This is a genomic window from Ancylobacter polymorphus (genome assembly GCF_030813495.1).
GTDB classification, from domain to species: Bacteria; Pseudomonadota; Alphaproteobacteria; order Rhizobiales; family Xanthobacteraceae; genus Ancylobacter; species Ancylobacter polymorphus.
Map to the genome: position 1 here is coordinate 471,256 of NZ_JAUSUI010000003.1, position 17,075 is coordinate 488,330.

Sequence of the window (17,075 nt, forward strand, 5' to 3'; positions counted from 1 at the left end):
CCTTGCGCCTCCGTCAAGGACTGGGTGGCCGGGTCAAGCCCGGCCATGAGGGTCTCATTGGTGTCTACCGCCGGCGGGCGCCGCCGAGCACGTTGCGAAGAATGGCCTTGGTCACTTCGTTGGTGACCTGTCGCGTCACCTGGTTGACCACCCGCTCGCCCATGCTCATGCCGCCGCGCGGGCCGCGCCGGAAAAGGCCGCCCAACGCATCGGAGAGCCAGCCCCCGCCGCTCTGCGCCTCCGCCTCGGCCGGCGTGGCCTCGGGCGCGGTGGCCTGCTCGGCGCGCTTGGCCAGGATTTCATAGGCGGATTCGCGGTCCAGCGTTTCGTCATAGGCGTGGCGCACCGGGCTTTGCGCCATCGCCACCTTGCGCAGTTCCGGGGTGATGGGGCCGACGCGGGCGGCGGGCGGGGCGATGAGGGTGCGCTCGACCATGGAAGGTGTGCCGTTGCCCTCCAGCATCGAGACCAGCGCCTCGCCCTTGCCGAGCTGGGTGATGACCTCGGCGGTGTTCAGCGTCGGGTTGGGGCGGAAGGTGTCGGCCGCCGCCTTCACCGCCTTCTGGTCGCGCGGGGTGAAGGCGCGCAGCGCGTGCTGCACCCGGTTGCCGAGCTGGGCGAGCACGCTGTCGGGAATGTCGAGCGGGTTCTGGGTGACGAAATACACGCCCACCCCCTTGGAGCGGATGAGCCGCACCACCTGTTCCACCTTCTGCAGCAGTGCCTTCGGCGCCCCGTCGAACAGGAGATGCGCCTCGTCGAAGAAGAACACGACGCGCGGCTTGTCGGGGTCGCCGATCTCGGGAAGCTCCTCGAACAGTTCGGACAGCAGCCACAGCAGGAAGGAAGCGTAGAGGCGGGGCGAGGCCATCAGCCTGTCGGCGGCGAGAAGCGAGATGGTGCCGTAGCCCGAGCGTGGCTCGACCCGCATCAGATCGGTGATCTTCAGCGCCGGCTCGCCGAAGAATTTGTCCGCGCCCTGATTTTCCAGCACCAGCAGCGCGCGCTGGATGGCGCCGACGGTCGCGGGCGAGACATTGCCATAGGTGGTGGTGAGTTTCGCCGCGTTTTCCGCGACGAAGGCGAGCATCGCCCGCAGATCCTTGAGGTCGAGCAGCAGCAGGCCCTGCTCGTCGGCGATGCGGAACACGACGTTCAGCACGCCTTCCTGCACATCGTTGAGGTCCAGGAGCCGCGCCAGAAGCAGCGGTCCCATTTCCGACACGGTGGCACGGACCGGGTGGCCCTGTTCGCCGAACAGGTCCCAGAAGAGGACGGGGAATTCGTCCGGCACATAGTCGATGCCGATCTCGGCGCAGCGCTTGACAATCCAGTCCTGGCCCTCGCCGGGCATGCCGATGCCGGAGAGGTCGCCCTTAATGTCGGCGGCGAAGACCGGCACGCCGGCGCGGGAAAAGCCCTCCGCCAGCGTCTGCAGCGTCACGGTCTTGCCGGTGCCGGTGGCGCCGGTCGCGAGGCCGTGGCGGTTGGCGAGCTTCAGCGCGAGATATTCGGCCTTGCCCGCGCCGCCCTCACTCGAAGGGCTTCGCCCGACGAAGATCTGGCCGTCGGTGTCACCGGACATGGCTGCCTCCTGCGCACGCTCGCGTCCTCTCCTTTAGAGCGCAGCCGGGGGCGGTTCGGCAAGCCGGGCGAAAGCTCGGCGCGCGTGAATGGCGCCACCCTGCCGCGTCGGCGCTTGCCTTCGCGGCCCGCTCGCGCGATGTGAAAGCCAAACGCCAACCCTTGGGATGCCATGGCCGCTCTTGTTCCGCCCACCCAACGCCTGCTCGATGCGCGCGGTCGCCGGCTGGACTATGCCGGCCGCACTCTGGTGATGGGTATCCTCAATGTGACGCCCGATTCCTTCTCCGATGGCGGGCGCAGCGCGGCGCTCGACGACGCGGTGGCCAATGCCCACCGGCTGGTGGCGGAGGGGGCGGATATTCTCGACATTGGCGGGGAATCGACCCGGCCCGGCCATACGCCGGTGCCGGCGGAGGAGGAACTGCGCCGCGTGCTGCCGGCGGTGGAGGCGCTGGCCGACGTGCCGGTGCCGCTCTCCATCGACACGCAGAAGGCGGCGGTCGCCGAAGCGGCGCTGAAGGCCGGGGCCAGCCTTCTCAACGACATATGGGGGTTGATGGGCGATCCCGAGATGGCGCGGGTCGCCGCCGCCTATGACGCCGGCGTGGTGGCGATGCACAACCGCGCCAATGTGGACCCGGAAGTCGACATCGTTGCCGACATTCTCGGTTTTTTCGAACAGGCGCTGGAGCGGGCGGCGCGCGCGGGCATCCGCCCGGACCGCATCGCCCTCGATCCCGGCATCGGCTTCGGCAAGACCTTCGAGCAGAACCTGAAGGCGCTCGCCTCGCTGGAGACGTTCGGCCGGCTCGGTTTCCCGCTGCTGCTCGGCACCTCGCGCAAGTCGCTGATCGGCAAGGTGATCGAGACCACGCCGGCCGAGCGCCTGCCGGGCACCATCGCCTCCAATGTGCTCGGCATTCGCGCCGGCTGCGCCATCATCCGCGTGCACGATGTGGCCGCCCATGTACAGGCGGCGCGGGTGACGGAGGCGATCCTCCATGCCTGCTAAGCCGACGCCCGATTTCTTCGTCCGCCGGCCGCGCAAGGTGGAGAAGGCGGTCGCCTATCTCTGCCTCGGTTCCAATCTCGGCGACCGCGCCGGCACCATGGCGAAAGCGGTGGGGCTCATCGCCCGCGCGGGGCTGAAGATCATCGCCCGTTCCTCGCTCTACGAGACCCCGCCCTGGGGGCCGGTGCCGCAGGGACCCTATCTCAACATGGTGGTGGCGGTGGAGACGGAGCTTTCCGCACGGGAACTGCTCAACCTGCTGCTCGGCGTCGAGCATGCCTTCGGGCGCGACCGCACGCGCGAGGTGCGCTTCGGCCCGCGCAAGATCGACATCGACATATTGCTCTATGGCGAGGAGGTGATCGCCGAGCCGGACCTCGAAATTCCGCATCCGCGCATGATGGAGCGGGCCTTCGCGCTGATCCCGCTCAGCGAACTGGCGCCGGAGCTGAAGGTCGGCGGCGCGTCGGTGGCCACGGCTCTCGCCGGGCTCGACCGCAGCGGCATCGTCAAGGTCGAGCCGCCGCCGGCGAGCGACTGACCGCGGCCTCCGAACACGCGAAGGGCGGCAGATCGCTCCGCCGCCCGCTCGTCCGTCACGCCTTGGGGAGGGTGGGCGCCGCTCAGCGGCAGACCTCGACATCGCGGTAGTAGGGCTGGCCCCAGCTGTTGTAGAGCGTGCGGGTCTCGGTCCAGCAGCTCGGGCGGTAGTAGTTGTTGGCGGCGCCGGCCGCGATGGCGCCGACGGCGAGGCCACCGATGATGCCGGCGGCGATGGCGGCACCATTATTGTTGCGGCGCGGGCCGTAATAATAGCCGGGCGCACCCCAGCCGGGGCCACGCCAGCCGGGACCCGGACGGCCCCAGCCGGGGCCGCCATGGCGGTGACCGCCCCAGCCCGGGCCGCGCCAGCCATCGGCGGCGGCGGGAACGGTGGCGAGGAGGGTGGTGCCGGCGAGGGCGAGGGCGACGAGCTTGCTTGTCTTGGTGATGCCTGTCTTGGTGATGCCGGTCATGGCGGTATCCTCGGGTGCTCAGCGGGCCGGCTCGGCCCTTGATGAACGCACCCTAGCGAGGGCCGGCCGAACCCAAGCTGAACCCGCTGTTGCAATAGGTTCATCAAACTGAACGCATTCCACTAGCGGCGTTCATCTGCCATTCATTCGGCAAACGCAGGAGCCAGCATTGCCCGATCACGACAAGGAAGGCCTCGTTTCCGCCTGGACCTTCGACGGCAATGGCGGAGCGCGGCGCATCGGCTGGGATGAAATCGCGCAGGGCGTTCCGTCCGGCGAACGCTTCCAGTGGATCAACCTCCAGCTTCTGGAGCATCGCCACGGCCGCAGCACCTGGCTCGACATGCACAGCGGTGTCGATCCCTCCATCGTCGAATCCCTGGTGGCGGCGGAAACGCGGCCGCGCTGCGCCCTGTTCGACAACGGCGCCTTCCTCAACCTGCGCGGCATCAACCTGATGCCCTATTCGCTGCCGGACGAAATGCACTCGATCCGCTTCTGGGTGGAGCCGCACCGCATCGTCTCGGTGCGGCGGCGGGCGCTGTCGGCGGTCGGCGATTTCGAGGACGCCATCCAGCGCGGGCGGGCGCCGCGCACCCCGGGCGAGTTCGTCGCCGATCTCTCCATGCGCCTCGTCGATCGCATGGACACGGTGATCACCGCGCTGGCCGAGCAGGCGGACGAGCTGGAAGAGCAGGTGCTGAGCGCCACGCTCTCCAATCTCAGCCCCAAGGTCTCCGAGGTGCGGCGCGTCGCCATCATCCTGCGCCGCTACATCGCCCCGCAGCGGGAGGCGCTGAACCATTTCTCGCTGGAAGACGCCGAATGGCTCTCGCCGCGCGACCGCAACCGGCTGCGCGAGGCGGCCGACCGGGTGACGCGCTTCGCCGAGGAACTGGATTCGGTGCGCGACCGCGCCGCCGTCATCTACGACCAGATGGTGGAAAGGCGGGCCGAGCAGATGAACCGTTCCATGCTGGTGCTGGCGGCGGTGACGGTGATCTTCGCGCCGCTGACGCTGATCACCGGCCTGATGGGCATGAATGTGGAAGGCATCCCCGGCGCGCAGGACCCGAACGGCTTCTGGGCCGTGACCGTGCTGGCCGCTGGGCTCGGCGTCGGGCTGGTGGCGTGGCTGCGGATGATCCGCTGGCTGTGACCCCTTCCCGTGGACCGGCGGGGGCATAGAATGATGAGAAGCGGGCCGCGATCGTCTGCGGCCGGGAGGAAAGTGCCATGAGCGGGAAATGGATGGCCTCGGTCGCGGTCGTCGCCGGGCTGATGCTGGGGGCGGGCGGCGGGCCGGCTGCGGCCTATGAATTCACCGGGACCTTTCCCGGCGGCGACTGCCGCAAGATGGCGGCCTCGACCCCCGGGGCGCAGCTCTGGTACGGTCATTTCACCGGCCGCCGGCAGGCGCCGTGGAATTTCGACTTCATCGAGGGTCGCACGGTCGAAGGCTGCTTCCGCACCAAGGCGGAATGCGACAACTGGCTATACCAGTGGCGCTCGGCCTGGCAGTTCAATTTCTGGAACGACTACTGCGTGAAGGGCTGGCCGCCCAAGGCGCGCCCGGCTGGCCCGCGTACAGAGGTTCCCTTCGGCCAGTGAGCGGTGCCAGGCCATGAAAAAGGGCGCCGTCGACCTGCGACGGCGCCCGATTTCGAGGTGAAGACCGCTCAGACGGCTTTGGAATACAGCTCGGCGACGTAGTCCCAGTTCACCAGGTTCTCGACGAACGCCTTGAGATAGTCCGGGCGGCGATTGCGGTAGTCGATGTAGTAGGAGTGCTCCCACACGTCGCAGCCCAGGATCGGGGTAGCACCGTGAACCAGCGGGCTCTCGCCATTGGCGGTCTTCATCACGACGATCTTGCCGTCCTTGACCGCCAGCCAGTTCCAGCCCGAACCGAACTGGGTCACGCCGGCCTGGATGAAGTCTTCCTTCATCTTGTCGACCGAACCGAGGTCCTCGACGATCTTCTTCTCAAGCTCGCCGGGGATCGCGCCGCCGCCATTCGGCTTCATCCAGTTCCAGAAATGCAGGTGGTTGAAGTGCTGGCCGGCATTGTTGAACAGGCCGGCATTCTTGCCGAAGGAACCCTTGACGATCTCTTCCAGCGACTGGCCTTCCCACTCCGTGCCCTTCAGCAGGTTGTTGCCGTTGTTCACATAGGCGAGGTGGTGCTTGTCGTGGTGATATTCGAGCGTCTCGCGCGACATATAGGGGGCGAGGGCGTCGTAGGAGTAGGGAAGCTCGGGAAGCGTGAAGGACATGGAATCTGTCTCCGCAGAAATGAAATCCGGCCGCGCCGCCTCGGCGCCCCTTGCGGGTGCGCAGGCACCGTGAAAGATCGGCTCCGACTAGATAGGGCGCCATACGGCGGGCGACAACCAAAAGCATCGCGCGCGGCCGAATTCTTCCCCGCCGAAACCCCTCGGCGCCGCAGCGGCGGACAAGTGCGCTGCCGGCTTTCGTTAAAGCTGTACTGGACGTAAGGTCTCGTACAAGAAGGGCCGACGGCGAATCGGTCCGGCGGAGTTTCTTCATGGGTACAGCAGTCATCGGAATCGGCGCGGCTCTGGCCGTGCTCGGCCTCGTCTTCGGCCTAATCGGGTTCGGCTCGGCGGAGACGACTTCCGGCGCGGGCCTGATGATGGTCGGCAGCTCGGTTTTTGTCGGCGGTCTTCTGATGGTCGCCCTCGGCTTCATTCTGCGGATCTTGATCGACATCGCCAACAAGCTGGAAGGGGCGGTGCATTTCGAGGCGCTGGAGGACGAGCACCCCGCCGCCGCGGTCGAGACGACGGCGGTCGCTTTCGCTGCGGAAGCCATTGTCCCGTCCGCGCCGTCCTTTGACGAGGTGACTCCCGTGCGGGCGCCGGAGGATCTTGCGCCGCTCGACGAGACACCCGCGCCTCCGGCCTGGTTCGGCCGCAAGCGTCCGCCCGCACCGTCGCGCGCGGAGGAGCCGGCGTTCGAGCCGGAGCCGGATTACGCGCCCGAGCCGGCCCTGGCGCCGCCGCGCGAGCCGGAATTCGAGCGCGAGGCCGAGCCCCTGCCGCCCTTCCGCTCGCCGCTGACCGCCGCGCGGCCGGAGCCTTTCCATGCCGAGCCGGTTCGCCACGAGCCTCCCCGCCACGAGCCTCCCCGCCACGAGCCGACCGCGCACGAGCCGGTTCGGGTCGAGACGCCGCGCGTCGAGGCTCCGCGTTCCGCGTCGGTTCGCCCGGAGCCTCTGCGGTCCGAGTCGCGCACCGAGCCCGTTCGTGCGGACCTTCACCGTGCCGAGCCTCACCGTTCCGAGCCGGAGGCGCCGGAGCCTTCGCCGGCGGAACAGCGCCGCGAACTCCCGGGCTTCCTGCGCGGCTCGGCCGGCGCGGCGCCTGTGCCGGAGCGTCCGGCGCCCGCTCCCGCCATCGAGGAGCCCTTGCCCGCACCCGCGCCTGAGGCTTTCCCCACCGAGCCGGCGGCGGCGCCGTCTGCCTTCCTCAGCGATGCGGATCTGCTCATCGAGGAGCCCGCGCCGGTCCCGCCTTCCGTCACTGTGCTTAAATCCGGCACGATCGGCGGCATGAGCTACACGCTCTATTCCGACGGTTCGATCGAGGCGGACCTGCCGGACGGCGTGCTGCGTTTCGCCTCGCTGCAGGATCTGCGCGACCACGTGTCCGGCAGCGCCGCCCGCGAGTGAGAAGCCGCACCGTCTTGAATGTGGAAAGGGCGCCCGACGGGCGCCCTTTCTGTGTCTGGGGCCGAGGACGGCTGCGTCAGCGCCCGGCGGTGGCGAGGGCGAAGGCGTAGATCATCGCCGTTTCCTCCAGCCGGTCGAAGCGGCCGGACGCGCCGCCATGGCCGGCTTCCATATTGGTGCGCAGCAGCAGCGGGCGTCCGTCGGTCTTGGTCGCCCGCAGCTTGGCCACCCATTTCGCCGGTTCCCAATAGGTCACGCGCGGGTCGGTGAGGCCGGCCAGGGCGAACAGGGCGGGGTAGTCCTGCGCCGTCACATTGTCATAGGGCGAATAGGCGCGGATGGTGGCGAAGGCCTCGGCATCGGTAATCGGGTTGCCCCATTCCGGCCATTCCGGCGGGGTGAGCGGCAGCGTGTCGTCGAGCATGGTGTTGAGCACGTCGACGAAAGGCACTTCGGCCACGATGCCGGCGAACAGGCCGGGCCGCATATTCGCCACCGCCCCCATGAGCATGCCGCCGGCCGAGCCGCCATGGGCGACGATGCGGTCCGACGCCACGATCTTCTCGGCGACGAGGTGCTCGCCGGCGGCGATGAAATCGGTGAAGCTGTTGGTCTTCTTCGCCAGCTTGCCCTCGCGGTACCAGCGCCAGCCCTTTTCCGTGCCGCCACGGATATGGGCGATGGCGAAGACGAAGCCGCGATCCACCAGCGACAGCCGCGAGACGGAGAAGCTGGCGGGCATGGAGACGCCATAAGCGCCATAGCCATAGAGCAGGCACGGGGCGCTGCCGTCGAGCGGCGTGTCGGCGGCGTAGAGCAGCGACACGGGCACAAGCTCGCCATCCGCCGCCGGCGCCATCAGCCGCCTTGTGACATAGCGCTTGGGGTCGTGGCCGGAGGGCACCTCCTGGCGCTTGCGCAGCACGTGGGCGCGGCTCGCCACGTCATAGTCCCACACTTCCGAGGGCGTGGTCATGGAAGAATAGGTGAAGCGGATTTCGGTCTTGTCGAAGCCGAAGCCGGGATCGAAGCCGAGCGAATAGGCCTCCTCGGCGAAGGCGACGGCATGTTCGGCGCCGTCCTCCAGCGCGCGGATGACGAGACGCGGCAGCCCGTCCTCCCGCTCCAGCCGGATGAGATGGCCACGCAGCACGCACACCGACAGCAGCAGGCGGCCGGGCTTGTGCGGCACCAGATCGCGCCAGTAGGCACGGCCGGGCGTGCTGAGCGGCGTGGCGACGATCTTGAAATCCTCGGCGCCGTCGGCATTGGTCTCGATGATCAGACTTTCGACGCCATCGAGCGCGGGATGGTGCTCGACACCGTAGCGCAGGCCGGCTTCGCGCGGCTCGACAAGCACGGGGGCCTCAAGCGGGGAGTCGAGGTCTATGAGCCAGACTTCGCTGGTGTCGTGGTCGCCGCAGGAAATGAGGCCGAAGCGGCGCGACTGGGTGTGGCCGAGCGAGACGAAGAAGCCCTTGTCCGGCTCCTCATAGACCAGCACGTCCTGCGCTGGGTCGGTGCCGAGCTGGTGGCGGTAGACGAAGCTCGGGCGATGCTCGGCGTCGCGGCGGATATAGAACAGGTAAGCGCCATCCGCGCTCCACAACACGTCGCCGGTGGTCTCGGCGACGCGGTCGGGCAGGTCGGTGCCGGTGTCGATGTCGCGGATGCGCAGCGTGTAATATTCCGAGCCCGCCTCGTCGGCGGTCCAGGCATAGAGGCGGTGGTCGGGCGACTGGCGCGCATCGCCGAACTGGAAATAGGCCTTGCCTTCCGCCAGCGCGTCGCCGTCGAGCAGCACGGTTTCCCCGGCAATGGCGCCGGCCGGGCGGCGGCAGATGAGCGGATGCTGGCCGCCCTCGCGGAAGCGGGTGAAATAGGCGAAGGGACCATCGGTGGACGGCACCGAGGCGTCGTCCTCCTTGATGCGGCCGCGCATTTCCGTCACCAGCTGGCGCCGCAGCTCGGCATGGGGTTCGAGCCACGCCTCGGCGGCGGCGTTCTCGGCCTCCAGCCACTCGCGTATGTCGGGGGCGAGCAGAGCGGGGTCGCGCATGACCTCGCGCCAGTTCTCGGCCCGGAGCCAGGCATAGGGATCGCTCAGCGTCTGGCCGTGGAACGAGCGGACCAGCGGCATGTGGGTGGAAGCCGGCCGCGCGGCGGTGTCGGTGCTCACGCCTGCGTTCCCTCGCTCGCCGTGTTGTCGGCCTCGAAGGCGAGGGCAACGCCGTTGATGCAGAAGCGCTGGCGGGTCGGAGGCGGGCCGTCGGGGAACACATGGCCGAGATGGGCGTCGCAGCTGGCGCAGCGCACCTCGACCCGGTGCATGCCATAGGAATGGTCGTGATAGGCGCTCACCGCCTCGGCATCGACCGGCTGGAAGAAGCTCGGCCAGCCCGTCCCCGATTCGAACTTGGCGTTGGAACGGAACAGCGGCGCCTCGCAGCACACGCAGCGGTAGAGGCCCGGCTCCTTCTGGGAGAGGTGCGGGCCGCTGAAAGCGCACTCGGTGCCGTGGCCGCGCGTGACACGATACTGCTCCGGCGTGAGCTGGGCGCGCCACTCCGCGTCCGACTTCACCACGCGGGGACGGCGAGAGATCTGGTCCATGGGAAAATCCTTGAGGTTTTCCGATGAGATAATCGCTGTGGCGAGCAGCGGCAAGTGTTCTCGCCCTTCACGAAGTTTTGCCCGCCCGAACGCCGGCGGGCCCGGCGCGTCGCCGCAGGCTTACGCTTTGATTGAGCTTGCGACAGGTGGGTGACAGCCTCCGTGGTGTTCCGCATTGCACGCGGCATTGCGCCCCGGCTGCTCGAAAAACCTTGTCGCCGACCGTTTTCAAGTTTATCTGTGTCCTCGTGGTTTCCTGTCGCGTGAATACGTCAAAAAATGACGTATTTTGACGTACAACTATCGTCGGTACGCCGCGATCGGGGACTGCACGAGAATTCTGCAACTTGTATTGAAGAATGTATCATGAGCGATATCAACGACGCCGACAGCTATATCGAACTCGCCGCCGATATCGTCTCGGCGTATGTGAGCAATAATGCGGTCTCGGCCAATGAACTTGTCACCCTCCTTGCGGAAGTGCACGGCGCTCTGCAGCGCGTGAACAAGGGCGAGGTGGAGATGGTGGTTGAGCCGCTGAAGCCCGCCGTGCCGCCGAAGAAGTCCGTGATGCCCGACTACATCGTGTGTCTGGAGGACGGCAAGAAGTTCAAGTCGCTCAAGCGGCATCTGCGCACGCAGTACAACCTCACTCCCGAGGCGTATCGCGAGAAGTGGGGCCTGCCGGCCGACTACCCCATGGTTGCGCCCAATTACGCCGCCGCCCGTTCGGCGCTGGCGAAGGAAATGGGCCTCGGCCAGCAGCGCCGGCGCAGCACGGCGGGCTGAACCGCACCGTCCGAGTCCGAATCGACGTGAAAGGCCGTCACCCCGTGTGGCGGCCTTTTTCGTTGCGCGCGACGGCGGCGGGCCTGAGTGGCGCATCCAGTTCCGCGAGCAGCCGCGCCAAGGCGGCGTGGCGGGCGGCATCATAGCCGAGGCCCGAGCCGGCGGCGCGGCGCTCGGCGCGCAGCAGGCGCCGCAGTACCGTGCGGCATTCCTCGCCGCCGCGCCCGAGAAAAGGCCGCAGCGCGGCGGCCCGGCGGCCAATGATGGCGTCGCGCTCCTCGCTGCGCGCGGCGCGTATGCGGCGGCCTGTGGCGCGGCGGTTCGTTTCAAAGGGCTGGGACGCTTGCGATCGCATGGTGAACCTCGCTCTACCAAGGCGAGTATGGCTGGCGGCGGGAGGGTGCGGATAAAAATCCTATTACCTTCCGCCGGAATCAGGCGGGCATCCCCCGAGGCTCCACGGAGCGTCACTGTCGATGTGTTCATCTTTTGTTCTTGTCAGGCAGCGAATCCGATAATAGGCTTTAATTCCTTGATCGGAGATGTCCCATGCCCGTGACCCCGGCCTCCCCGCCATCCCTGCGGCCGACCGCCGAGCCGTGCCTGCTCGCCGCCCGGCTCGCCGCCGACGCCACCGCCATTCCGCTGCCGCTCGTGCTGCATCCCCGCCGGCTGGATCGCCGCTGCGCCTCCGCCCGCGCGCTGGCGATGTATCTCGCCCATGTCGGGCTTGGCCTGCCGATGAGCCGCGTGGCGTCCGGCTTCGGCCGGCACCGCTCCACCGTCGCCCATGCCTGCCGGCGCATCGAGGAGCGACGCGAGAGCGCCGGCTGGGACCGTTGGGTCGCGGCGCTGGAAGAGGATGCGCGCCGCCTGTCGTCCCCCGCGGGCGCCGGCGCGCCACCGGCGGGAGGGCCGCATGGCTGAGCGTCATATCGACCATATCGAAGTGGAAATAGACGGCGTACGCCGCGCCGTCGCCGTCGATCTCGACGAAAGCCCGCTCGGCTGGCTGGCCCGGCGGCGCGGGCGCGATGGACGCAGCTTCATCGCGCCCGTCCAGCTCATTGCCGGGGAGCGGCTGCGGGCCGACTTCACCCGCGCCGGCATGGCCCCGCGCCTCACCGCCAATTGGGACGCGGTGACGCGCACCGACCGCGCCGGCGGTGGCGCCGGGCTCAACGCTTCCGAGGCCATGCTCGCCGCCCGACAGCGCGTGGGGCGGGCGATGGAGGCCGTGGGGCCGGAATTCTCCGGCCTGCTGGTCGATGTCTGCTGCTTCCTGAAAGGTCTGGAGCAGGTGGAGCAGGAGCGCTTCTGGCCCGCGCGCACCGCCAAGGTGGTGCTGGCGCTCGGGCTCGACCGGCTGGCCCGGCACTACGGGCTCAGCGCGGCGGCGCAGGGGCCGGCGCGCGCCCGCACCCGCGCCTGGAAGGCGCCGGAGCCGCCGGAGGGCAAGGATTAGGCGGCCGCGCCTTCCAGCGCCGCGCGGGCGTCGGCGCGGATGCGTTCGACCATGGAACGCAGCCCGTTCGAGCGCTGCGGCGTCAGATGGTCCTTGAGGCCGATGCGCGCGAACACGGCACCGGGGTCCGCCGCGAGAATCTCGCGGGCCGTGCGGTCCGAATAGAAGGCGAGCAGGATGGCGACAAGGCCGCGCACGATATGGGCGTCGGAATCGCCGTGAAAGGCGAGGCGGAGATCGTCCGCGCCGCCGGCAGGCTCGCTCACCAGCCACACCTGGCTGGCGCAGCCCTGAACCTTAAATTGGTCGCTGCGCTGCTCCTCCGGGAAGGGCGGCAGAGCGCGCCCCAGCTCGATGAGGTAGCGGTAGCGGTCGTCCCAATTATCGAGGAGCTCGAAGTCCTCGATGATGCTGTCGATCTTGGATGTCATCACGCGCCTCTCCGGCCGCATATAGGGGCGCGGGGCGGCCGAGCGCAATGCGCACGGCGTCGCTTTGCCGCTCAGGCGGGGCGTTTCGGCGGCAGCGGTACCCCGCCGGATGTCCCGCCAGATGCGGCAGGGGCGGCGGGAGCTACGCCCGGCGGAGTCGTCGTCGGGGCCGGGCTGGCGGCGCCGGTCCGCTCCGCCGGGGCCACGCCGGCCGGGGGGCGCGGGCCCTGCCAGGCGGGACTGAGATCGTGGGTGGTCAGCGTATCGCCGGCCCGCCCGCCATTGGCGCGGGCCGCTGCCTTGCGCTTTTCCTCCACGATCTGGTCGGAGAGATAGCTCAGCGCGAAGCGGGCGCCGGCCTCGGCCCGCTCGCCGATCAGCTCGATGAGGCTGGCGCCGATGGCGCAGGCCTGCGGCTGGCGGGCGCAGAAGCCGCCGGCATCCGCTGCCGCCGCGCTGGCGGCCGAGAGCGCGTCGAAGGCGTTGACCTTCGGGTCGCCAGTGGTCGCCGCGCCATTTGCCGCCGGTCCGTTGTCCGGAGCGTGCGAAGCCGGCCCGCCGACCACGGCGGGCAGTAGCAGGAAAACGACGGTGAGCCAGAAACCGATACGCAGCAGAAAAAACATGGGCGGTCTCGCGGGGGTCTCATGCGGGAGAATAAAGGCTCCGGGTTGCCCAAGCTGTGTCGAAAAACCGCGAAATTGCGGCTTCGTGGAAAGCGGATGTTAAGCACGCGGCGGGCTTTTAGGGTTCGCTTAAGCCCCGCATGGCACTGTCTCCCGACAGCGCCGCGTGTCCTTCGATTCGGATTTCCAGAACACGGTTCCATGCCCCGTTCCTATGCCAGCGATCTTCTGGTGGACGATATCGACCTCCACGGCGAACGCGTCGCGGGGCGCCCCTACCGGCAGGGGCGGCGGCGCTCCGACCTTTTCATGCTCGTTCTTGCCGCCGGTGCCAGTGCCGCCGTGCTGTTCAATGCCCTGGCGCTGCAGCAGGGCCGACCGGGTACCGCCGCGCGAGGCGCCGCGCCGGCCGCGCCCGATATCCGCCAGGTCAACACGCCGCGTCCCACCTCGACGTCGCCGGCCGTGATACCGGCCGCGCCGCCCGCCGCCTCCGTCACCCCCACCGCGCCGCTGCCGCTCGACGCCGTGCCCGCCCCGGTGGCGACGCCGGTGCCCCCGGCCAAGCCGGCCGCCCCGCGCGCGGCGCCGGCCGCCGCCCCCGCCACGGCGCCGATGGCGGAGAAGGCCCCCGCGTCCCCCGCCGACCTTCTGCCGCCGGGCGACGTGCCGGTATCGCCGCGCGTGATGGACATTCAGAAGGCGCTGGCGCGTCTTGGCTACGGCCCGATCCGCATTGACGGCATTTTCGGCGCCGCCACCGAGGAGGCGATCCAGCGCTTCGAGCGCGACCGCCGCCTGCCGGTGACGGGCCAGATGTCCGACCGGGTGATCCGCGAACTGACCGCCGTCTCCGGCTTCACCATCCGGTAAGGCGCCATGCGGCTGAAAAGCGGGATCTTCGTGTCCGCCCTTCTGCGCCGGGCCAATGGGGCCGGCGCCTTCGCCGCCGTGCGCCGGCGCGGGGCGGAAGAGGCGGGCGCCGTTTTCGTCATCGTCGCGACGCAGGACGGCAAGGCCGCGCTCTACGGCCCGGCGCTGCCCTCGCTCGACGCCGCGCCGCACGAGGAGGGCGTGCGGCTTTTCACCCCGCTCGTGCCGCCCGGCAGCCCCGAGAGCGAGGTCGAGGCGCGTATGGCGCGCGAGGCGCGCTATGATTCGGATTTATGGCTGGTGGAGATCGAGGACCGCGCCGGGCGCTGCTTCCTCGATCTGGCTGCCGACTGAGCTGTTCAGGCCATCTCAGCTCTTACGCTGGCGACTTTCGGTCGAGGCGGTGGCCGCCGCAGCGGCATAAGGTGCGTTGAAGCTGCGCATGGACGGCGCCTCTTCCGCCCTCTCGCGTAGCGGGCGCCTTCCGGCGCGCCAGGAGGCGACGAGATGCTGGGCGCTGGCAAGGGGCAACTCGTCGAACATTTCCGCCAGCCGCGCCATCTCGCCGGCCGAACGGCCGGCCACCGGGTGCAGCCGGAACAGCACGCGCGAGAGGATGGCGAAGGACAGACCGAGGGCGCGGGCGACCACGGCGAGCGCCTGCCCTGTCTCGTCGGCGATGATGCGCACGGCATTCTCCGGCGTGACATGGAGCGCACGCTCCATCAGCCCGGCGAGCGCGCGCGCATCCTTGGCCTTGGCGGCGTCGAGCAGCTCGTCGATGAAGCCGGCCGCCGCCGCCGCCGGCCGTTCGGACAGCGCCAGCGGGGGCAGGGTGACGAGACGGGCGATGAGGCTGGCGCGCTCCTCCGGCCCGGCGAGGAAGAACTCCGGCACCGGCAGCGGGGCCGGTTCAGCTGCGGGCGTTTCCACCGGCGCGGCCTGCGGCGGCACAGCGGGGCGTTCTTCGGCCAGGGGGGCGGGCATTTCCGCCGCAGCGGCTTCGCGGGCGCCCTCCGACCCGGAGACGTGGCTGCGGCGATGGGTCAGCTCGGCGAGGCGCTTGGCGAGGGCCGGCGTCACTTCGCGCCGCGCGGCCATGGCGGCGAGATGGGCGGGGCCGAGCTGCTCGGCCAGTTCGCTGAGATCCTTTTCCGCCAGCACGGGCGACAGGCGCAGGATCGGCCCGGCGAGCGACAGCGGCCCGGCGGCGAGGTGGCGGGCGAGCGCGCGCGGCAGCGCGGGATGGGCGGCGAGTTCGCGCACATGGCGCGCCGCCACTGCGAGATCGACGCCTTCGATCAGGCGGATGGCGAGGGTGGTGAAGCGGGCTTCCGCCGCTTCGCCGGGCACGGGCTGCCGCAGAAATTCGCGCACCAGCAGCCGCAACATCGCCGGCCGCGTGTCCTGGAACGGGCGGCGCGCCGTGTCGTGCGGAGGTGTGGGGCCGGAACCGGAAAGAGAGGGCATGGCAGGCGGACAGCTCGCATGTGGCACGTTGCGCCGCCCGAACGGGGGCGCGAAACCAAATTAGCCTGCGAACGTTAGAAAGGCGTTAACCATGCTTGTTCCGTACTGAGCCCATGCCGTTTGGCGGGACAGGGGAGGGCGCGATGGGTGCCTTAGTGCCGTTTCCGACAGTGCAGGCGCAGGGCGGGCCGGTGGGGCCGAGATTGCCCACCGACACCCCGGCCAAGGTGATTATTCTTCCCGTGGTGCAATATGTCCGGCCCCTGGCGCCGACGGCCGCCAGCGCTGCCTGCGAGAAGCGCTGAAGCCACCCGGTTCAGGCCGCCGGCGCGCAATTGGCCAGCTGCATCCGCGCGCGTACCTCATCGCGGGCGCTGCGCTCGCGCACCATTGCCCGGATGAGCACGATGCCCTCCTCGCTGGGCGATTCGACGATCAGCCGGTCGGCGGCGGTCACTTCGTCGTCTTCCGGCAGCGCCGCGCGCTGCTTGGCGTTCATCAGATCCAGCTCGATGATGGAACGGCCCGCCGAGCGGTCATTGATGGCGTAAAAGGGCAGGCCGTAGCGGGTGTAGAACGACACCGAGGTGTAGTCCTCCGTGGTCGGCACCCGCACCTTCAGCGGCCCCCCGGAGAGATCATAGAGGCAGACGGCCGAGATGAAGGCGGGATCGGTGGATGGCAGCACCGCGCCGACATCGGAGGGATCCTCGATCGGCACCACCTCATTCGGCCCCGCGATCGCCGCCAGCCGGGCATAGGCGTCGCGCTCGGCGAGATAGGGCAGCACCAGCACGGCGCCGAGATGTACGATGAGGCCGAGCACCAGGCCGGCCAGGGCGGCGAGAATGAAACGGCTCATCGGCGCGGGCTCATGAGCTGCGCTCCCAGGGGCAGTGCTCGGTGACGATGCGGGGCATTTCCGGAGCGTCGCTGGTGCGGTTGGCGAGGCCGACCGCGGTGTCGTACAGGCGGAAGGCGAGCGTGACGCGGTCGCGGGCGCCGGTGGGCAGCCAGTTGCCGGCCCGCGCCCGTGGCCCCAGCACCACATCGAGCGTGCCGTCGCGGTTCCACACCACCTCCGCGCTGGTGAAGCCGCTGCGCTCGGCGGCATTGTCGATCAGCCGGCCCTGCGCGTCGGTGAGCGTGAGAGTCCAGAACCGCGCCTGCGGCAGACTGCCCGAGATGCGGATGTCGCAGCGCCCGTCGAGCGCGCGGCCGGCGGAATCGGTGGCGGCGACGAAGGCGATGCCGTCCGCCAGTTCCAGCGGCAACTCGCCGGCGCGGGCGAGGGCGGCGCGGGCATAGGGATCAGCGGTCTCGGTGCCGGCGCGCGGCCAGGTCTCCCAGGGACCCGAGCGCACCAGCCCCGGCCCATAGCCATTGACCGTGGTGACCCAGGTCAGGCCGAGCCCGACGACGGCGCCGATGGCCAGGATCAGGAGGAACAGCAGGGAGCGCACAGGCGGAAGCTCTCCGGTGGAGCGGGGCGCCCATGG

At 69.4% G+C, this 17,075-nt stretch carries 22 protein-coding genes; 11 read left to right on the plus strand and 11 right to left on the minus strand.

Annotated features, from left to right (window positions below; genetic code table 11):
• Positions 1-64: 64 nt before the first annotated feature.
• Complete coding sequence (locus tag J2S75_RS09485; protein WP_307019592.1) at positions 65-1,585, minus strand: helicase HerA-like domain-containing protein; 1,521 nt, start codon at positions 1,583-1,585, stop codon at positions 65-67.
• A 171-nt stretch (positions 1,586-1,756) separates the two neighbouring features.
• Between J2S75_RS09485 and folP the strand changes: the two genes are divergently transcribed.
• Positions 1,757-2,599, plus strand: a complete 843-nt coding sequence (folP, locus tag J2S75_RS09490; protein ID WP_307019593.1) for a dihydropteroate synthase — start codon at positions 1,757-1,759, stop codon at positions 2,597-2,599.
• Positions 2,589-3,140 (plus strand): 2-amino-4-hydroxy-6-hydroxymethyldihydropteridine diphosphokinase, encoded by a 552-nt coding sequence (gene folK / locus J2S75_RS09495; protein WP_307019594.1) that lies wholly within the window; start codon positions 2,589-2,591, stop codon positions 3,138-3,140. Before folP ends, folK begins: the two co-directional genes overlap by 11 nt.
• Before the next feature lie 82 nt (positions 3,141-3,222).
• Here folK and J2S75_RS09500 read toward each other — a convergent pair whose 3' ends face one another.
• Positions 3,223-3,615: a hypothetical protein gene (locus tag J2S75_RS09500; protein WP_307019595.1), complete on the minus strand. Its 393-nt coding sequence runs from the start codon at positions 3,613-3,615 to the stop codon at positions 3,223-3,225.
• 169 nt (positions 3,616-3,784) lie between these two features.
• Between J2S75_RS09500 and J2S75_RS09505 the strand changes: the two genes are divergently transcribed.
• Complete coding sequence (locus J2S75_RS09505) at positions 3,785-4,774, plus strand: zinc transporter ZntB (RefSeq protein ID WP_307019596.1); 990 nt, start codon at positions 3,785-3,787, stop codon at positions 4,772-4,774.
• A 77-nt stretch (positions 4,775-4,851) separates the two neighbouring features.
• A complete protein-coding gene (locus J2S75_RS09510) occupies positions 4,852-5,226 on the plus strand; it encodes a hypothetical protein (RefSeq protein ID WP_307019597.1) in 375 nt (124 codons plus the stop codon).
• 68 nt (positions 5,227-5,294) lie between these two features.
• Here J2S75_RS09510 and J2S75_RS09515 read toward each other — a convergent pair whose 3' ends face one another.
• Entirely contained in the window at positions 5,295-5,891 is a 597-nt protein-coding gene (locus J2S75_RS09515) for a superoxide dismutase (RefSeq protein ID WP_307019598.1), read from the minus strand.
• 272 nt (positions 5,892-6,163) lie between these two features.
• On the opposite strand from J2S75_RS09515, the gene J2S75_RS09520 reads away from it, so the two are divergent.
• Complete coding sequence (locus tag J2S75_RS09520; protein ID WP_307019599.1) at positions 6,164-7,309, plus strand: hypothetical protein; 1,146 nt, start codon at positions 6,164-6,166, stop codon at positions 7,307-7,309.
• 76 nt (positions 7,310-7,385) lie between these two features.
• Here the strand turns inward: J2S75_RS09520 and J2S75_RS09525 are convergent, their stop codons facing one another.
• Positions 7,386-9,449: a S9 family peptidase gene (locus tag J2S75_RS09525; RefSeq protein ID WP_307019646.1), complete on the minus strand. Its 2,064-nt coding sequence runs from the start codon at positions 9,447-9,449 to the stop codon at positions 7,386-7,388.
• 35 nt (positions 9,450-9,484) lie between these two features.
• Positions 9,485-9,922 carry a peptide-methionine (R)-S-oxide reductase MsrB gene (msrB, locus tag J2S75_RS09530; RefSeq protein WP_307019600.1) on the minus strand — a complete coding sequence of 146 codons (438 nt, stop codon included), beginning with the start codon at positions 9,920-9,922 and terminating at the stop codon, positions 9,485-9,487.
• Positions 9,923-10,288: 366 nt separating this feature from the next.
• Here msrB and J2S75_RS09535 point away from each other — a divergent pair, with 366 nt between their 5' ends.
• Positions 10,289-10,711, plus strand: a complete 423-nt coding sequence (locus tag J2S75_RS09535) for a Ros/MucR family transcriptional regulator (protein WP_307019601.1) — start codon at positions 10,289-10,291, stop codon at positions 10,709-10,711.
• A gap of 37 nt (positions 10,712-10,748) precedes the next feature.
• Here J2S75_RS09535 and J2S75_RS09540 read toward each other — a convergent pair whose 3' ends face one another.
• Entirely contained in the window at positions 10,749-11,066 is a 318-nt protein-coding gene (locus J2S75_RS09540) for a hypothetical protein (RefSeq protein WP_307019602.1), read from the minus strand.
• Between the two features lie 194 nt (positions 11,067-11,260).
• On the opposite strand from J2S75_RS09540, the gene J2S75_RS09545 reads away from it, so the two are divergent.
• Together J2S75_RS09545 and J2S75_RS09550 are read left to right on the plus strand one after the other, a co-directional pair.
• Positions 11,261-11,638 carry a helix-turn-helix domain-containing protein gene (locus J2S75_RS09545; RefSeq protein ID WP_307019603.1) on the plus strand — a complete coding sequence of 126 codons (378 nt, stop codon included), beginning with the start codon at positions 11,261-11,263 and terminating at the stop codon, positions 11,636-11,638.
• Positions 11,631-12,176 (plus strand): DUF6456 domain-containing protein, encoded by a 546-nt coding sequence (locus J2S75_RS09550; RefSeq protein WP_307019604.1) that lies wholly within the window; start codon positions 11,631-11,633, stop codon positions 12,174-12,176. Before J2S75_RS09545 ends, J2S75_RS09550 begins: the two co-directional genes overlap by 8 nt.
• Here J2S75_RS09550 and J2S75_RS09555 read toward each other — a convergent pair.
• Together J2S75_RS09555 and J2S75_RS09560 are read right to left on the minus strand one after the other, a co-directional pair.
• Entirely contained in the window at positions 12,173-12,607 is a 435-nt protein-coding gene (locus tag J2S75_RS09555; protein WP_307019647.1) for a SufE family protein, read from the minus strand. The two genes, J2S75_RS09550 and J2S75_RS09555, sit on opposite strands and share 4 nt — an antisense overlap.
• Positions 12,608-12,678: 71 nt before the next feature.
• Complete coding sequence (locus J2S75_RS09560; protein ID WP_307019605.1) at positions 12,679-13,233, minus strand: DUF5330 domain-containing protein; 555 nt, start codon at positions 13,231-13,233, stop codon at positions 12,679-12,681.
• A 201-nt stretch (positions 13,234-13,434) separates the two neighbouring features.
• Here J2S75_RS09560 and J2S75_RS09565 point away from each other — a divergent pair, with 201 nt between their 5' ends.
• Together J2S75_RS09565 and J2S75_RS09570 are read left to right on the plus strand one after the other, a co-directional pair.
• Entirely contained in the window at positions 13,435-14,106 is a 672-nt protein-coding gene (locus J2S75_RS09565) for a peptidoglycan-binding domain-containing protein (protein ID WP_307019606.1), read from the plus strand.
• 6 nt (positions 14,107-14,112) lie between these two features.
• Complete coding sequence (locus tag J2S75_RS09570) at positions 14,113-14,460, plus strand: DUF1491 family protein (RefSeq protein ID WP_307019607.1); 348 nt, start codon at positions 14,113-14,115, stop codon at positions 14,458-14,460.
• Between the two features lie 15 nt (positions 14,461-14,475).
• Here the strand turns inward: J2S75_RS09570 and J2S75_RS09575 are convergent, their stop codons facing one another.
• Positions 14,476-15,576, minus strand: coding sequence for a DUF2336 domain-containing protein (locus J2S75_RS09575; protein ID WP_307019608.1), 1,101 nt, complete (start codon positions 15,574-15,576; stop codon positions 14,476-14,478).
• 143 nt (positions 15,577-15,719) lie between these two features.
• Here J2S75_RS09575 and J2S75_RS09580 point away from each other — a divergent pair, with 143 nt between their 5' ends.
• A complete protein-coding gene (locus tag J2S75_RS09580; protein WP_307019609.1) occupies positions 15,720-15,881 on the plus strand; it encodes a hypothetical protein in 162 nt (53 codons plus the stop codon).
• A gap of 11 nt (positions 15,882-15,892) precedes the next feature.
• On the opposite strand, the gene J2S75_RS09585 is transcribed toward J2S75_RS09580, so the two are convergent.
• Both J2S75_RS09585 and J2S75_RS09590 read right to left on the minus strand, forming a co-directional pair.
• A complete protein-coding gene (locus J2S75_RS09585) occupies positions 15,893-16,438 on the minus strand; it encodes a DUF1254 domain-containing protein (RefSeq protein ID WP_307019610.1) in 546 nt (181 codons plus the stop codon).
• 10 nt (positions 16,439-16,448) lie between these two features.
• The gene (locus tag J2S75_RS09590) at positions 16,449-17,039 is read right to left on the minus strand and encodes a DUF1214 domain-containing protein (protein ID WP_244377901.1); all 591 of its coding nucleotides are present in this window, start codon (positions 17,037-17,039) and stop codon (positions 16,449-16,451) included.
• Positions 17,040-17,075: the final 36 nt, after the last annotated feature.

Bases quoted from the DNA above. Each gene is read 5' to 3' on its own strand.
- J2S75_RS09485 (WP_307019592.1), bottom strand. From the start codon at position 1,585: ATGTCCGGTGACACCGACGGCCAGATCTTCGTCGGGCGAAGCCCTTCG.
- folP (WP_307019593.1), top strand. From the start codon at position 1,757: ATGGCCGCTCTTGTTCCGCCCACCCAACGCCTGCTCGATGCGCGCGGT.
- folK (WP_307019594.1), top strand. From the start codon at position 2,589: ATGCCTGCTAAGCCGACGCCCGATTTCTTCGTCCGCCGGCCGCGCAAG.
- J2S75_RS09500 (WP_307019595.1), bottom strand. From the start codon at position 3,615: ATGACCGGCATCACCAAGACAGGCATCACCAAGACAAGCAAGCTCGTC.
- J2S75_RS09510 (WP_307019597.1), top strand. From the start codon at position 4,852: ATGAGCGGGAAATGGATGGCCTCGGTCGCGGTCGTCGCCGGGCTGATG.
- J2S75_RS09515 (WP_307019598.1), bottom strand. From the start codon at position 5,891: ATGTCCTTCACGCTTCCCGAGCTTCCCTACTCCTACGACGCCCTCGCC.
- J2S75_RS09520 (WP_307019599.1), top strand. From the start codon at position 6,164: ATGGGTACAGCAGTCATCGGAATCGGCGCGGCTCTGGCCGTGCTCGGC.
- J2S75_RS09525 (WP_307019646.1), bottom strand. From the start codon at position 9,449: ATGCCGCTGGTCCGCTCGTTCCACGGCCAGACGCTGAGCGATCCCTAT.
- msrB (WP_307019600.1), bottom strand. From the start codon at position 9,922: ATGGACCAGATCTCTCGCCGTCCCCGCGTGGTGAAGTCGGACGCGGAG.
- J2S75_RS09535 (WP_307019601.1), top strand. From the start codon at position 10,289: ATGAGCGATATCAACGACGCCGACAGCTATATCGAACTCGCCGCCGAT.
- J2S75_RS09540 (WP_307019602.1), bottom strand. From the start codon at position 11,066: ATGCGATCGCAAGCGTCCCAGCCCTTTGAAACGAACCGCCGCGCCACA.
- J2S75_RS09545 (WP_307019603.1), top strand. From the start codon at position 11,261: ATGCCCGTGACCCCGGCCTCCCCGCCATCCCTGCGGCCGACCGCCGAG.
- J2S75_RS09550 (WP_307019604.1), top strand. From the start codon at position 11,631: ATGGCTGAGCGTCATATCGACCATATCGAAGTGGAAATAGACGGCGTA.
- J2S75_RS09555 (WP_307019647.1), bottom strand. From the start codon at position 12,607: ATGACATCCAAGATCGACAGCATCATCGAGGACTTCGAGCTCCTCGAT.
- J2S75_RS09560 (WP_307019605.1), bottom strand. From the start codon at position 13,233: ATGTTTTTTCTGCTGCGTATCGGTTTCTGGCTCACCGTCGTTTTCCTG.
- J2S75_RS09565 (WP_307019606.1), top strand. From the start codon at position 13,435: ATGCCCCGTTCCTATGCCAGCGATCTTCTGGTGGACGATATCGACCTC.
- J2S75_RS09570 (WP_307019607.1), top strand. From the start codon at position 14,113: ATGCGGCTGAAAAGCGGGATCTTCGTGTCCGCCCTTCTGCGCCGGGCC.
- J2S75_RS09575 (WP_307019608.1), bottom strand. From the start codon at position 15,576: ATGCCCTCTCTTTCCGGTTCCGGCCCCACACCTCCGCACGACACGGCG.
- J2S75_RS09580 (WP_307019609.1), top strand. From the start codon at position 15,720: ATGGGTGCCTTAGTGCCGTTTCCGACAGTGCAGGCGCAGGGCGGGCCG.
- J2S75_RS09585 (WP_307019610.1), bottom strand. From the start codon at position 16,438: ATGAGCCGTTTCATTCTCGCCGCCCTGGCCGGCCTGGTGCTCGGCCTC.